Raw genomic sequence first — 14,623 nt, 5'->3', positions numbered from 1 at the left:
AGATGTGTATAAGAGTCTGCCCCCATGGCCCCGGCGGGACAGGCCGCCCGGCAGGCCCCGCAGCGGGGGCAGTCCGGGGCCGGGGGCCGCTCCGGCAGCTCCAGCGCCGCGCCGGTGAGGATGGTGCCCAGAAACACATAGGTGCCGTAGGGGGGCAGGATCAGCAGGCCGCTGGCTCCCCGCAGGCCGATCCCCGCCAGCCAGGCCGCCTCCCGCTCCGGCAGAGGGGAGTTGTCGGCAGAGGGGAAAAACGATTCCCCCGGGTATTGTTCGGCCAGTGCTTCACAGACCGTATTTAGCCGCCGCACCACCACCGCGTGGTAGTCCTCCCCCCGGGCGTAGAGGGACAGGTTGCCCGGCCGCTCCCCGGCGAAGTAGGGAAAGGCCGCCGCCAGCACCGTCCGGGGCCGGGGGCAGAGGTTTTCCACCTTCTCCAGGGCACCGGTGGACAAAAACGGCAGCAGCCGCCGGAAGGCCGCGCCGCCCCAGGCGGCGGCCCCGGCGGCCGCGAACAGCTCATCCAGCATCGTACTTGTCCAAAACCCGCTGGGCCAGCTGGCCGTCGGGGATGCAGGGCTCGGGGCCGTTCTTCCGCTTCTGGGCGGTCTCGCAGCCCTTGCCCGCCAGCAGCACCACCGCCGGGCGGCTGGCCCCCAGGATGGCCTGCTCCACCGCCATCTCCCGGTTGGGGATGACGGTGTAGTCCTTGCCGTGGGCGGACACGAACACCCCGATGTCGGCGCAGATGGCCTCCACCTCCTCGGGGCCGGGGTCGTCCTCGGTGAGGATGATCCGGTCGGCCCACTGCCCGGCGGCGCTGCCCATGCCCTCCCGGCGGTCGATGCCCTTGCCGCCGGTGCAGCCGAACATGACCGTCAGCTCCCGGCCGGGGTACTCCGCCTTGACGGAGCGCAGGGCATTCTGGAGGCTCATGCCGTTGTGGGAGTAGTCCACAATCACCGAGATCTGCCCGTCCCGGCTGACGTAGTGCTCCATGCGGCCGGGGACAAAGGCACTGACCAGGCCCTCGGCCACCGCCTCCCGGGGGATATCGTACACCTCCGCCGCCGCCACGGCGGCCAGGGCGTTTTCCACATTGAACAGGCCCGGTGTGGAGATAGCCAGCTCCCCCTCGTACCGAGGTGTGCACACGTGGAAGGCGATCCTGTCCCCCTCCTTGCGCACGTTGGAGCCGTATACGTCGGCGGAGGGGAATTTTTGGGAGAAGGTGACCACACGGGGGCACTGCTCCGCGGCGGCGCGCACCTGCTCCACGTGGTCGCAGTCCAGGTTGACGCAGGCGTTTTTGGCCTGCTTGAAAATCAGCAGCTTGGAGTTGAGGTAATCCTCCAGATTGGGGTGCTCCACCGGGGAGATGTGATCCTCCCCGATGTTGAGGAACACCGCGCAGGTGAGATCCACCCCGATCACCCGGCCGTACTTCAGCGCCTGGCTGGACACCTCCATGGTCAGGTAGTCCGCTCCGGCGGACACGGCGTGGGACAGGTGCTTCTGGAGATCCAGCGGCTCCGGCGTGGTCAGCTTGGCGGGCTTGCGCTCCACCCCGTCATCGGTGACGATGGTGGACAGCAGGGCGCTCTCCCGGTGGTTCTGCCCGGCCAGCCAGGTGTCCACGATGGACTTGAAGTAGTAGGCCGTGGTGGTCTTGCCCTTGGTGCCGGTGATGCCGGTGATCTTCAGCGCCCTGGAGGGGTGGCCGAAGGCCCGGTCGGCCAGCAGGCCCATGGCCTGCCGGATGTCGGTGACCCGGATGCAGGGCAGGGACACCTCCGGGTAGGCCGTCTCGCTGACGTAGGCAAAGGCCCCCTTCCCCATGGCGTCCCGCAGGTACTCGGGCTTGAACTTGGCCCCCTTGCAGATAAACAGGGTGTTGGGGATCACCACCTTGGAGTCGCAGGACACCAGCGCCACCGGGCGGGTGGCGTCGGCGGCCAGGGGGGTATCGTCCGCCACCAGCTTGTGGCGGAGCAGCAGCTGATAGTAGTCCCCCAGGGGGAGACGGGGTCGGTTCATCTGGTTCACCACCTTGTTTGGAATGGGGGATTCCTCCCCCGGGGACGCGCCTGCGCGGCGGGCGCCCCCATTTCTTCCCAAAGAAATGGGGGGAAAGAAGGGGCCGGGGGTGTGCCCCCGGCGCCCCCCGAAACGGAGGGCTCATGGCGGCGGTGGGCTGTGTTTGGCTTGCAAGGATCGGGCCGGCATCGCCGCCCGCTCCATTGGCACTTATAACACAGGCGCTGCCGCGCCTCGGGTTGCACGCATCGGGATTACCCTGCAAGCCCTGAAAGTTGTTGCGTTGTACCGACTTGGCCCGCCGGGCCGCCGTCGGTGCCATGCCTCTGAAATACCACGATGTTTATGGCGGCTTGGAAACGGCGCGTCAAGGATGCCGCGCCCTACAGTGTTGCCCCCGAGCGGCGGAGGCGTTACGAAGTAAGCCTTCGCCGCCGGTAAGCTGCCTGTAGAACAGCTCCGGGGGGTACATCCAATAGGGGGGCCCGCAGGCCCCCCTGATTGGTCGTTTCAAGGGGTGGGTGCAGGGCGGGGAAAATCGAAATTCCCCGCCCTGCCCTTTCTTTCCCCCCACTTTTTTTGGAAAGAAAGTGGGGCCGCCGGAGGCCGGCGCCTCCATGGGGCGGGCGGATAATATCCGCCCCTACGGGCTGTCTGTCCGGCCCAGCAGGTAGTCGGCGGAGACGTTAAAGTAGTCGGCCAGGATGACAATGGTGGAAGCATTGGGTTCCCGTTCCCCGGCCTCATACCGGCGATAGGAACGGTAGCCGATCCCCGTCTGGTCAGCCACTTCCTCTTGTTTCAGGCCGCGTTCTTTCCGCAGAGAAAGGATTCTTTCCGATAAAATTGACACAGGACAGCTCCTTTCTCTTGACAGGACCGATTGGGACAATTATAATGATATAGGACCGAACGGGACATTCTAAGGGGGTACAGAAATGACCGGCTTTTTACTCCATATCTACAACTACATTCTGGAGCATCTGGAGACCGACGACCCGGAATATGAGGAAAACCGCACTCGCGCGTCGGCCCAGTACGGCGCCTTGATGCAGGCCCTCCCGCCAAAACAGGCAGTACAACTGGAATCTTACCAGTACATGTCCGAAATTGCAAGGGATATGGAGCAGAAGGCCATCTTTCTGGCCGCTTTCCGGGCCGGGCTCTACCTGGGCGCGTCGGCCCAGTGTCCGTAAAGCCGCTACACCATCCGCAGCTTGTAGCCGCAGGCGGTGATGCACTTCTCCGCCAGCACGTCCATGGCGTCCAGGTAGTAGTCGGGCAGGCCGTGGTAGGTGCGGTAGACGGACAGCTCGGTACAGGCCAGGATGGCCCCGCCGCATCCGGCGGCGCGCAGCCACTTGTCGATGACGGCGAACTTCTCCCGGGAGCCCTTCTCCCCCCGCTTGATCTCGTCGTAGATGATGCTCATGACCAGCTTCTGCACCTCGGGCGGGGGCGCGGCGGCCTCAATCCCCCGGGCGCCGCACTCCTTCTGGTAGATGCCGGTCTGGACGGTGCCGTCGGTAGCCAGGATGCCCACCTTTTTCTGGCCCGCCGCCGCCAGCACGCCCACGGTCTCCCTGGGCATGTGGATGAGGGGGATGGAGATCTCCCCCTGGAGCCGATCGGCGAAGTAGTGGGAGGTGTTGCAGGGGATGGCCAGCACGGTGCAGCCCCCCCGCTCCAGCAGGCGGGCGCCCTCCAGCAGCCGCCGGTAGCAGCCCTCCGCGTCGCCCCCCAGGATGGCGGCGGTGCGGTCGGGCATGGAGGTGTCGCTCCAGATCAGGGTGGGCAGGTGCTCCTGGTCGCAGGAGGCGTCGGTGCGGTCCAGAATCCGCTGATAGAAGTCCTGGGTGGCCTGGGGCCCCATGCCGCCCAGGATGCCGAGGCGCTGTTCAGGCATACTCCGTTCCCTCCACGCAAATCGCCGGCATGGGGCCCTGCGCCGCAGGTGCGGCGGCCCAAGCGTTTTGGCCGGCGGCCAAAACCTTGATGCCGGGGCAATTTATTTGCCCCGAGCAGATAAAATCACCGGGGTCCCCGCCCGGCGTAAGCCGGGTGGGGCGCCCCATGCCGCCCAGGATGCCGAGGCGCTGTTCCGTCATTTCACTTTCTCCATGCAGGAGGCGTACCAGCCCACGTAGCGGCGCTGCCCCCGCAGAATCCGCAGCTTGTGCATCAGGCCGTTGTCCGGGCCGTAGAACAGAGGGTTCACCGAGGCCCCCGCCTGATCCAGCGCCCGCATCTCCTCATGATACTTGGGATTCACATAGTCGTAGGCCACCTGTTTGGGGATCACCCACCACAGGTGGCGGTTTTTTGTCACCGTCAGCTCACAGGGCCTGCCCTCGATGCGATCCTCCACCAGGTACTTGGCCAGGTTGTACCCCGCGCCGGTGACGTAGTAGTTGCTGCGCCCCTGGCGGCAGTTGATCTCAAAGGCCTTGAACTTGCCGTCCCGCTGGTCGAACTTGATGTCGAAGTTGGAGAAGCCGGTGAAATGGATGGCCTCCAGGAAGCTCTTTAGCTTCTCGCACAGCTCCGGCTCCGGCTCGGTGATGATCACCGCGTGGTTGCCGATGGCGTGGCCGGTGTGCTCCTCCAGCAGGACGTGGCCCACGCACATGAGCCGCACCTTGCCGTCGGCGCCGGAGTAGTTGGTCACCACCCGCATGTAGCTGTCGTCGCCGGGGATGAAGTCCTGGAGGATCAGGGAGTCCTCATACCCCGCCCCGTAGATCTGGTCGATGACCTGATCCACCTCCTCCCGTGTCTGGAGGATGTAGGCCTTCTTCTGGGTGGGGAAGGGGTGCTTCCAGTATGTGTCCGACTCGGCGGGCTTGACCACAAAGGGACCGTCAAAGGGCAGGGTGAAGTCGTGGCCCATGCCCTTGTGGTACACCACGGTGGCGGGGTGGTCGATGCCGTACTGGTCACACAGCTGGTAGAACTTCTCCTTGTGGATCAGGGTCTCCAGCATGTCCAGGTTCACATAGGGCGCGATCACATTCTCCGGGTAGCTGGGCAGGTTGGCGGAGATGGCGTTGAGGTAGTTGTCCCCGCAGCCCAGCACCAGGATCTTCTTGTCTGGGAACTCTTTCGCCACCTCGGTGACGTTCTCCAGCACCTTGTCCACCCGGTCGTTGTGCTCCCGCACCCGGTAGTCGATGATCTTGCTGCCGGCGCACACGCTGGCGGGAAACATACCGTAGACGATGGTCTTGACGCCGTAAGCCTCGTGAAAGGCCCGGGCCATGCTGTAGGCGTTGATGTCGGAGCCCAGCAGCACGGGCACAAACTCAGTTGCCATGGAAATACGCCCCCTGGAAAGTAATCTCATACCAATTTTCGCCCATGGGCCGCACCTGGGCGGGGTAGTCCGCCGCCAGGCGCTCGGCCTGGGCCCGGCTCAGGCGCAGCTCCCGCCGGAGCAGCTCCCCCCCGGCGAAGCACTCGGAGAGCAACCGGCCCAGGCCGGTCTCCTCCCGCATGTTCTCTATTTTTGTCATGTTCCATTCTCCTTAAACCGGACGGGCGGATGATATCCGCCCCTACAGCCTCGCAGAGTTTCCGCCCGCCAGGGTGGAAATCAATTCATAGAATGTGCGGAGCAGGACACGTGCCTGCGCAGCACACCACTGCTTGCTCCGCCACCGGCGGGCAACCACCCGCGCGGGCGCGGGTGAGGGGGGTATCGCGGTCATTGTGCCGCCCATAGGGCGGCGCGGTGACCGCGTATCTAGGGGGGACAACGTCCCCCCTGGAAGCATTCTCAGCCTGATGCCCGTTTCACCTGGTACACGCCCTGGATCTGGCCCAGCTTATTGATGACGCCGGTGAGCTCCGACTGATCCTTGACCTCCAGCACGATGTGGACGGTGGCGTAGCCGTCGGGCATGGAGCGGGCGGACAGGTTGGTGGTCTTGACCTTGGCCGAGGACAGGGCCATGGCCACGTCCAGGGTGAGGCCGTCCCGGTCTTTGGCGGAGATCTCCAGGGCGGTCTGGTAGGAGGACAGCTCCCCGGTGGCCCAGGACACCTTGATCCACCGGCCGGCCTCCTCCGGCTTGCGGCGGGCGGGGTCGGCGTTGGGGCAGTCGGCCCGGTGGACGGACACGCCGAAGCCCCGGGTGATGAAGCCCACCACCGGGTCGCCGGGCACGGGGGTGCAGCACTTGGCGAACTTCACCAGGCAGTTGTCGATGCCCTCCACGATGATGCCGCTCTGGCCGTGCTTGCCGGTGACCTGGACGGGGATGGGGGGCGGATTGCCGGTGGCGGGGTGGATGGAGGCCTCCTGGGCGGCCTTGTCGGCGGCGGCCTGCTCGGCGTGGAGCCGATCCAGCCGGGTCATCTCGTCCTTGACCCGCACCACCGCCTTCTGGGCGGACATGCCGCCGTAGCCGATGGCGGCGTACAGCTCGTCCAGGGTGCCGAAGCGCACCTTCTTGAGGATGAAGGGGAGCACATCCTCGGCGGTGATGGCCGCCAGGGACAGCCCGGCATGCTTGAGCTCCGACTCAAAGGAGGCCCGGCCGGTGGCGATGTTCTCCTCCCGCCGCTCCTTCTTGAACCACTGGCGGATCTTGTTGCGGGCCTCGTTGGACTTGCAGATCTTCATCCAGTCCCGGCTGGGGCCGTGGGCGGACTTGGAGGTGATCACCTCCACGATGTCGCCGTTGTTCAGCGGGGTGTCGAAGGGCACCATGCGGCCGTTGACCTTGGCGCCGGTCATGTGGTTGCCCACGGCGGAGTGGATGTTGTAGGCAAAGTCGATGGGGGTGGCCCCGGCGGGCAGGTTGATCACGTCCCCCCGGGGGGTGAACACGAACACCTCGTCGGCAAAGAGATCCACCCGCATGGTGCGGACGAACTCCTCCGCGTCCACGTCCTGCTGGCTCTCCAGCAGCTTGCGCACCCACTCGAAGGCCTCCTCGGTGCCCAGCTTGGCGTTGGCCATGCCCTGCTTGTACTTCCAGTGGGCGGCGATGCCGTACTCAGCGGTGTGGTGCATCTCCCGGGTGCGGATCTGCACCTCGAAGGGGATGCCCTCCCGGCCGATCACCGTGGTGTGGAGGGACTGATACCCGTTGGGCTTGGGGGTGGAGATATAGTCCTTGAACCGGCCCAGCACCGGGTTGAAGAGGTCGTGGATCACGCCCAGCACGTTGTAGCACTCGGGCACGTCGTCCACAATCACCCGGAAGGCGTAGAGATCGAAGATCTCGTCCATGGTCTTGTTCTGGGTGTACATCTTGCGGTAGATGGAGTAGATGTGCTTCACCCGGCCGTAGACGGTGCACTTGACCCCCTCCTGGGCCAGGCGGTCGGTGATGCGCTTCTGGACGGAGGCCAGGAACTCCTCATGGGCGGAGGAGCGGGCGGCCAGCTCGTCGGCGATCTCCTTGTAGCCCACGGGATCCAGGTAGCGCAGGGAGGTGTCCTCCAGCTCCCACTTGATGCGCTGCATGCCCAGGCGGTGGGCGATGGGCGCGTAGATCTCCATGGTCTCCAGGGCCTTTTCCTTCTGCTTGCGGGGGGACTGGTACTCCATGGTGCGCATGTTGTGCAGCCGGTCGCAGATCTTGATGAGGATCACCCGGATGTCCTTGGCCATGGCCATGAGCATCTTGCGCAGGTTCTCCATCTGCTCCTCTTCCTTGGAGGTGTACTGCACCCGGGTCAGCTTGGTGACCCCCTCCACCAGGTCGGCCACCGTATTGCCGAAGAGCTTGGCGATCTCCTCGTGGGTGGCGCCGGTGTCCTCGATGCAGTCGTGGAGCAGGGCCGCGATGATGGAGTCGGTGTCCAGCTCCAGCTCCGCCACGATCTCCGCCACCGCCAGGGGGTGGGTGATGTAGGGGGAGCCGTCCTTGCGCAGCTGCCCGGCGTGGGCGTTGTCCGCGTAAGTAAACGCGCTGAACAGGCGCTGTGTGTCCAGCGCCGGGTTGTATTCCTTGATTTTTTCCTCCAGCGCCTGATAGCGCTCCAAAATGGGATCCATACCGGAGACCTCCCGTTGTTACAAGCGTGCCAACGGGCGGGCCGGCACGGCCTACTCGTTGGAATGGATGATGCGCCGCAGGGCGCGCAGGATGGACGAGTCGTCCAGATCCACCTTCCCCTCCACCGGCCGCAGGGCGATGTGCAGGTGGTCGGTGGTGCGCTCCATGCGGATGAGCCCCCGCTCGTCGAAGACCTCCAGGCACACCAGGGTGCGCATGACGGTCTCCCGCCGGCCGGCGGAGCGGGCGATGCTGCGGGCCAGGCGGGGGGCGGTGGCGTCCAGGGGGGCCTGGTTCGCGTGGCCCTTCAGGTAGCGCCACAGCACCACGAACTCCTCCCGGGTGGGCAGCAGGGACTCCGCCTCCTGCCGGGTGAGGGCCTCCCCCCGGCGGAACTTCTCATACAGGGCCCGCTCGGCCTGGGCCCGGGTGAGGGCGGGGCGGAGATCGCACAGCTGGAGCTGCACGCTCCGCCACCCCCGGTACTCGTTAATCTGGGGGGTGAAGGCCACGTCCACCCGGTCGCCCACCTCCACGCCCGCCTCCGCCGCGGTGGCGGAGAAGAAGATGGCATCCAGGGAGCGGCCCCCGGCGGACAGCTTCAGCTTCAGGTGCCGGCCGCCCCCCACCCCGCTCATGGCGGAGATGAGGCAGCCCGACAGGGAGAACACCGGCTTGGGGTTGCCGGCGCCGTAGGGCTCCAGGAGATCCAGCCCCTCCACCCCCTCCAGGGTGAGCAGGCCGGGGTCGTCCAGCTCCCCGTCCACGTCCAGCACCGAGACCATCTCCCGCCCGCCGGTGGCGGCGCTGACATAGTCGTTCATGGCGGCGGCAAAGGCGGGGATATTCTCCTCTTTGATGGTGAAGCCCGCCGCCAGGGCGTGGCCGCCGAAGCCCTCCAGCAGGGGGGCGCAGTGCTCCAGCGCGGCGAACAGGTTGAACCCGGCGAAGGAGCGGCAGGAGCCCTTCCCCTTCCCGTCCTGCAGGCAGATCATGAAGGCGGGACAGGCGTACTTCTCCGCCAGGCGGGAGGCCACGATGCCCACCACCCCCTGGTGCCAGTGCTCGCCGGCGAGCACCAGGGCGTGCCGCCGCGACCGCGGCAGGGCGTCCGCACGCTCCAGACACTGGGCGTAGATCCCGGCCTCAATGGCCTGCCGCTCCCGGTTGAGGGTGCACAGCTGGCGGGCCAGCTCCTCCCCCCGGACGGGATCCCCCGTGAGGAGCAGCTCGCCGGCCAGGGCGGCGCAGCCCATCCGGCCGGAGGCGTTGATGCGGGGGGCCAGGGTGTACCCCACCGACGTGGAGGTCAGGGGCTTCTCCTCCAGCCCCGCCTCGCGGAGCAGGGCCTTCAGGCCGGGCCGCCGGGTGCGGCGCAGCTCCGCCAGCCCCAGGCGCACGATGGTGCGGTTCTCCCCCGTCAGGCTCATCACGTCGGCCACCGTGCCGATGGCCGCCAGATCGGCGTATTTCCGCAGCAGCTCCTCCCGCCGCTCCGGCCCGCCCAGGGCCAGCACCAGCTTGAGGGCAACCCCCACCCCGGCCAGGCACTTGAAGGGGTAGGGGCAGTCGGGCCGCCGGGGATCCACCACCGCCAGGGCGGCGGGCAGGGCCTCCTTGCACTCGTGGTGGTCGGTGATCACCACGTCTACCCCCAGGGCGGCGGCATAGGCGGCCTCCTCCACGGCGGTGATGCCGCAGTCCACCGTGATGATCAGCCCCACCCCCTGGGCGTGGAGGGCGGCCACCGCCTCCCGGTTGAGGCCGTAGCCCTCCTCCATCCGGTCGGGGATGTAGGGCACCACCTCGCCCCCCTCCGAGCGGAGGAAGTCGGTGAGCAGGCAGGTGGCGGTGATGCCGTCCACGTCGTAGTCGCCGTAGACCGCGATCTGCTCCCCCTGCTCCAGGGCCCTCCGCACCCGGGCCGCCGCCGCGTCCATGTCCTTCATCAGACGGGGCTCCAGCAGCTGGCCCCGGCCGGCGTCCAGGAAGGAGCGGGCCTTCTCCACCGTGTCCAGCCCCCGGGCGCACAGGGTCAGGGCCGCCAGGGGCGGCACCCCCGCCCGCTCCATGGAGCGCCGGGCGGCGGGGGCGCAGGCGGCCGTGCGCCACTCCTGATATTTCATCGCTCCGCCCGCCCCCTTTCGGATATCTCAAAATTACCCTTAATTATATCAAAACTTTGCTCCTGTGACAAGAGGCGGGGCGCGGTGCGCTCCCCTACGCCAGCTCCAGATAGAGGGCCGTCAGCTCCATGGCGGCCTTCAGCCCGTCGTAGTGGGTGCGCTCCATGCCGTGGGAGGCGTGGACGCCGGGGCCGATCAGGGCGCCCCGGGCGTCCATCCCGGCGTGCCAGGCCGCCGCCACGTCGGAGCCGTAGTGGGGGTAGATGTCCACGGCGTAGTCCACCCCGTTGGCCTTTGCCAGCTCCACCAGCCGGGTCACCATGCCGTAGTCATAGGGGCCGTTGTTGTCCTTGGCGCAGATGGACACCTGGTACTCGGTGCAGCTCAGATCGTCCCCCACGCAGCCCATGTCCACCGCCAGCAGCTCGTCCACCGCCGGCAGGGTGGCGCCGCCGTGGCCCACCTCCTCGTGGACGGTGAAGCACACCTCCGTGTCGTACCGGGGGCGCAGGCCGTTGAAGTGCATCAGCCGCAGCAGGGTCAGCAGGCAGGCGGCGTTGCCCTTGTCGTCGATGAAGCGGGACTTGAGGAAGCCGCTCTCCGTCACCTCCGTCTTGGGGTCGATGCACACGAAGTCGCCGGCGCAGATGCCCAGGGCCTCCACATCCTCCCGGGTGCGCACCTTCTCGTCGATGCGCACCGCCAGGTTCTTCTCGTCCCGGGGGCGGGTGAGCACGTCGTCAAACACGTGGGCCGCCGGGGATAGAGACAGGATGGTGCCGGTGTACACCTTCCCCTCCCGGGTGCGGATGCGGCAGTACTCCCCATCCAGGGTGGGCAGGATGGGCCCGCCGATTCTGGTGGTCATCAGCATGCCGTCGGCGGTGATGGAGCGCACCATCAGCCCCAGGGTGTCGATGTGGGCGCACAGGCCGAGCTTCTTCCCCTTCTCCCGGCCGGGCACCGACACGATCACGCTGCCCTTGTTGGTGCGGCGGGTGGGGTAGCTGTGATCCCGGGCGATCTGCTCCACCTCCCGGGCCGCCTGTTCGGTGTAGCCGCTGGGGCTGTCGATGGCCAGCAGCCGCTGGGCAATGTTAAAGAGCTGCCCCCGCCCCTCGTCGATATTCAGATTCAGCATTTGCATCCGCTCCTCTTTTGTAGTATGATCAGCTTGCCCAGAGGGCCAAAGCCCTTTGGGACAAGCTGCCGGACTTTCTGAACCCTTTTCTGCGGGTTCAGAAAGTCGTTTGATTGCACGCGAAAGAAAACCCTGACGGTTTTCTTTCACACGATCTTTCCCTCCGAACCCTGCGGCTTGGAGGGGGTTTCGACAAACCAGCCTACGATATATCTTATACCAGATCACGGGAGCGATGCAACCATGGCGGAGGAAAAAACCAACGTAATGCGGATTTTAGACCAGAAAAAGGTGGCCTACACCCCCCACCACTACGCCCACCCCGACGGGGCGGTGGACGGGGTGAGCGTGGCCGCCCTCATTGACCGGGATCCCTCCTGCGTGTGCAAGACCCTGGTGACCCAGGGGGCCAGCAAAAAATACCACGTGTTCGTCATCCCCGTGGGAAGGGAGCTGGATCTCAAGGCGGCGGCCCGGGCGGCGGGGGAGAAGTCCATCGAGATGCTCAAACAGGCCCAGCTGCTCCCCCTCACCGGCTACGTCCACGGGGGCTGCTCCCCGGTGGGGATGAAGAAGCAGTTTCCCACCGTGCTGGACGAGAGCGTGGAGGGCCTGGACACCATCGTGGTCAGCGCCGGAAAGATCGGCGCCCAGGTGGAGCTCGCCCCGGCGGCCCTGTGCGGCCTGATCCGGGGGAAATTCGCCCCGGTGGCAAAATAATCAAAAAAAGCGGGAACTTTTTCCGGGCCGCGCCGTCTAAGAGACTGCTTACCCCAACACAGAAGGAGAATGGAAATGAAGAAAATCGGTACCCTTGCCCTGACGCTTGCCCTGGCCGGCTCCATGACCGTCCCCGCCCTGGCGGCGGAGGAGACCGCCGTGCCCATCTCCGCCGACACCGGCTACGGCACCGCCCTGGTGCTCAACGGCGAGACCCTGGATCTCACCGGCATCCCCGGCGTGGAGGGCGGCACCCTGCTCCCCCTGCGCCTGCTGGCCGAGGCCGACCACGGCTCCGCCTACTGGGACGAGGAGAACAACGAGAGCTGGTTCTACTTCGGCGACAACCGGATCACCGTGTCCTTCACCGACAACAGCGTCACCGTCAACGACGCCCCCGTGGAGGTGGACGGCGTGGCCGTGGTGGGCGGCGTCACCTTTGTCTCCGCCGACGTGTTTGACGGCTGGGAGGGCTACACGGTGAACCTGAACCCCGAGCTGGACGTGAACCACATCGACATCACCACCCCCAACAACGACCCCATGGTGAAGGCCGCCTACCAGATCATGGAGGACAGCGGCATGGCCTACGCCATGCGCACCGAGGGCAGCGAGGCCGAGCAGGCCTTCCAGCTGCCCGAGGGCTCCTTTGAGCAGGTCATCGCCTTCACCTCCATGAACACCACCCCCGACACCCTGGTGCTCGGCAAGCTGGCCGAGGGCGCCGACGAGGAGGCCGTGAAGGCCGCCCTGGATGCCCACCGCCAGGCCCAGCACGACACCTTCTCCTGGTATCTGTCCCAGAACCTGCCCAAGGTGGAGGACGCCCGGATCCTGGTGGAGAACGGCTACGCCTTCTACCTGATCGCCGAGGACGCCGACGCCGGCGAGGCGGCCTTCCACGCCTATGTGGAGGCCCAGACCCAGGCCTGAGCCCAGACCACGCAGCGTGTCGAAAAAGCCTCGCAGAGTTCCTGCGGCCGCAGCCGCAGGAATCAAATGAAAATCCGTCATTTCCGGCGACATGTGCGTCGGAAATGACACTTCTCATGGTGGAAGGGGCGACAATTTCGCAAGAAATCGAGGCCCTTCCGCCATGCAATCTTTCTCGAAAAAGTGGCTTCGCCACTTTTTCGACAGCCTGAGCGCCCGATCCCCGGAGGGATCGGGCGCGTTTTTTGCCCTTGACCAGAACGTATGTTCGAGTTATAATGGAGAAAAACGGGAGGGGGGAAAGCGGCGTGGAGCTGCTGGACAAGCTGACCATCCTGGCCGACGCGGCCAAGTACGACGCGGCCTGCACCTCCAGCGGGCTGGATCGCTCCGCCCGGCCCGGCGGGGTGGGCAGCACCATGGCCGCCGGCTGCTGCCACACCTTCTCCGCCGACGGCCGGTGCGTCACCCTGCTGAAGGTGCTGCTGACCAACCGCTGCGCCTACGACTGCGCCTACTGCGTCAACCGCCGCTCCAACGACCTGCCGAGGGCGGCCTTCACCCCCCGGGAGCTGGCGGAGCTCACCATCGCCTTCTACCGGCGCAACTACATCGAGGGGCTGTTCCTCTCCTCCGCCGTGTGGGGCGGCCCCGACCGCACCACCGAGGCCATGATCGAGACCCTCCGGCTCCTGCGGGAGGAGTACGGCTTCTATGGCTACATCCACGCCAAGGCCATCCCCGGGGCCGATCCCCTCCTCACCCGGCGGCTGGGGCTGCTGGCCGACCGGCTGAGCGTCAACATCGAGCTGCCCAGCGAGGCCAGCCTCAGCCGCCTGTGTCCCGACAAGGAAAAGGGGGCCATCCTGGCCCCCATGGCCCAGATCCGGGACGGCATCCGGGAGAGCCGCGGCGAGCTGGCCAAATACCGCCACGCCCCCCGGTTTGCCCCGGCGGGCCAGTCCACCCAGATGATCATCGGCGCCACGCCGGAGAGCGACAGGCACATCCTGACGCTGACCCAGGCCCTCTACGACAAGTACAAGCTCAAGCGGGTGTTCTACTCCGCCTATATGCCGGTGTCGGACAGCGCCCTCCTCCCCGCCCGGGCGGATTTCAAGCCGCCCCTGCTGCGGGAGCACCGGCTGTACCAGGCGGACTGGCTGCTGCGGTTCTACCACTTCCGGGCGGAGGAGCTGCTGGACGACACGGCCCCCAACTTCGACCCCCGGGTGGATCCCAAGTGCTCCTGGGCCCTGCGCCACCTGGAGTTTTTCCCGGTGGAGGTCAACCGGGCCGATTACGAGACCCTGCTGCGGGTGCCCGGCATCGGGGTGCGCTCCGCCCGGCGCATCCTCACCGCCCGGCGGGTGGGGCCCCTCACCTTCTCGGGCCTCAAAACCCTGGGGGTGGTGCTCAAGCGGGCCCAGTACTTCCTCACCTGCTCCGGACGGATGCTGGAGGGCCTGCGGGTGAACCCGGATGGGGTGCTCCGCCACCTGGTGGCCCTGGAGAGGCCCGCCCTGGCGGGCCATGAGCCGGAGCAGCTGTCCCTGTTTAATTGATAATTGAGAATGGATAATTGATAATTTCCGGGGACGAGGCCCCGGTAGGTTCAGATGATCCGCGCAGGGCGTCGACACGCTCCCCCATTCTCAATT

General features: G+C 66.4%; 14 protein-coding genes. 4 read left to right on the top strand and 10 right to left on the bottom strand.

Annotated features, from left to right (window positions below; all coding sequences use genetic code 11):
- From B5E42_RS12795 to B5E42_RS12785, 3 genes are all read right to left on the bottom strand, one after another.
- Positions 1-527 (bottom strand): QueG-associated DUF1730 domain-containing protein (locus B5E42_RS12795; protein WP_141242536.1); only part of this gene is annotated, 527 nt, incomplete at its 3' end.
- Positions 517-2,034 carry a UDP-N-acetylmuramyl-tripeptide synthetase gene (gene murE / locus B5E42_RS12790; protein ID WP_087240232.1) on the bottom strand — a complete coding sequence of 506 codons (1,518 nt, stop codon included), beginning with the start codon at positions 2,032-2,034 and terminating at the stop codon, positions 517-519. The genes murE and B5E42_RS12795, both read right to left, overlap by 11 nt.
- A 643-nt stretch (positions 2,035-2,677) precedes the next feature.
- Entirely contained in the window at positions 2,678-2,887 is a 210-nt protein-coding gene (locus B5E42_RS12785; protein WP_255397027.1) for a helix-turn-helix transcriptional regulator, read from the bottom strand.
- Between the two features lie 85 nt (positions 2,888-2,972).
- Between B5E42_RS12785 and B5E42_RS12780 the strand changes: the two genes are divergently transcribed.
- Positions 2,973-3,230, top strand: a complete 258-nt coding sequence (locus B5E42_RS12780) for a DUF6809 family protein (RefSeq protein ID WP_087240230.1) — start codon at positions 2,973-2,975, stop codon at positions 3,228-3,230.
- 5 nt (positions 3,231-3,235) lie between these two features.
- Here B5E42_RS12780 and B5E42_RS12775 read toward each other — a convergent pair whose 3' ends face one another.
- The 7 genes from B5E42_RS12775 to B5E42_RS12745 form a co-directional block, all read right to left on the bottom strand.
- A complete protein-coding gene (locus B5E42_RS12775; protein WP_087240228.1) occupies positions 3,236-3,940 on the bottom strand; it encodes an amino acid racemase in 705 nt (234 codons plus the stop codon).
- Positions 3,933-4,142: a hypothetical protein gene (locus tag B5E42_RS12770; protein WP_087240226.1), complete on the bottom strand. Its 210-nt coding sequence runs from the start codon at positions 4,140-4,142 to the stop codon at positions 3,933-3,935. The genes B5E42_RS12775 and B5E42_RS12770 overlap by 8 nt, the downstream gene beginning before the upstream one ends.
- Entirely contained in the window at positions 4,139-5,347 is a 1,209-nt protein-coding gene (locus B5E42_RS12765) for an ATP-grasp domain-containing protein (protein ID WP_087240224.1), read from the bottom strand. Before B5E42_RS12765 ends, B5E42_RS12770 begins: the two co-directional genes overlap by 4 nt.
- A complete protein-coding gene (locus B5E42_RS12760) occupies positions 5,337-5,546 on the bottom strand; it encodes a hypothetical protein (RefSeq protein ID WP_087240222.1) in 210 nt (69 codons plus the stop codon). The genes B5E42_RS12765 and B5E42_RS12760 overlap by 11 nt, the downstream gene beginning before the upstream one ends.
- Before the next feature lie 263 nt (positions 5,547-5,809).
- Entirely contained in the window at positions 5,810-8,041 is a 2,232-nt protein-coding gene (locus tag B5E42_RS12755; protein ID WP_087240220.1) for a bifunctional (p)ppGpp synthetase/guanosine-3',5'-bis(diphosphate) 3'-pyrophosphohydrolase, read from the bottom strand.
- A gap of 51 nt (positions 8,042-8,092) precedes the next feature.
- Positions 8,093-10,168 (bottom strand): single-stranded-DNA-specific exonuclease RecJ, encoded by a 2,076-nt coding sequence (gene recJ / locus B5E42_RS12750; protein ID WP_087240218.1) that lies wholly within the window; start codon positions 10,166-10,168, stop codon positions 8,093-8,095.
- 94 nt (positions 10,169-10,262) lie between these two features.
- The gene (locus tag B5E42_RS12745; RefSeq protein WP_087240216.1) at positions 10,263-11,309 is read right to left on the bottom strand and encodes a M42 family metallopeptidase; all 1,047 of its coding nucleotides are present in this window, start codon (positions 11,307-11,309) and stop codon (positions 10,263-10,265) included.
- Positions 11,310-11,552: 243 nt separating this feature from the next.
- Between B5E42_RS12745 and ybaK the strand changes: the two genes are divergently transcribed.
- From ybaK to B5E42_RS12730, 3 genes are all read left to right on the top strand, one after another.
- Positions 11,553-12,029, top strand: a complete 477-nt coding sequence (ybaK, locus tag B5E42_RS12740; RefSeq protein ID WP_087240214.1) for a Cys-tRNA(Pro) deacylase — start codon at positions 11,553-11,555, stop codon at positions 12,027-12,029.
- A 75-nt stretch (positions 12,030-12,104) separates the two neighbouring features.
- Positions 12,105-12,962: a DUF4358 domain-containing protein gene (locus B5E42_RS12735; protein ID WP_087240212.1), complete on the top strand. Its 858-nt coding sequence runs from the start codon at positions 12,105-12,107 to the stop codon at positions 12,960-12,962.
- 308 nt (positions 12,963-13,270) lie between these two features.
- Positions 13,271-14,527: a putative DNA modification/repair radical SAM protein gene (locus B5E42_RS12730; protein ID WP_087240273.1), complete on the top strand. Its 1,257-nt coding sequence runs from the start codon at positions 13,271-13,273 to the stop codon at positions 14,525-14,527.
- Positions 14,528-14,623 lie beyond the last annotated feature (96 nt).

It is taken from the genome of Flavonifractor sp. An10 (genome assembly GCF_002161215.1).
Lineage (GTDB): Bacteria > Bacillota > Clostridia > Oscillospirales > Oscillospiraceae > Flavonifractor > Flavonifractor avistercoris.
Note: the sequence above shows the minus strand (reverse complement) of the source record. Positions and strands in the feature narration are given on the sequence as shown.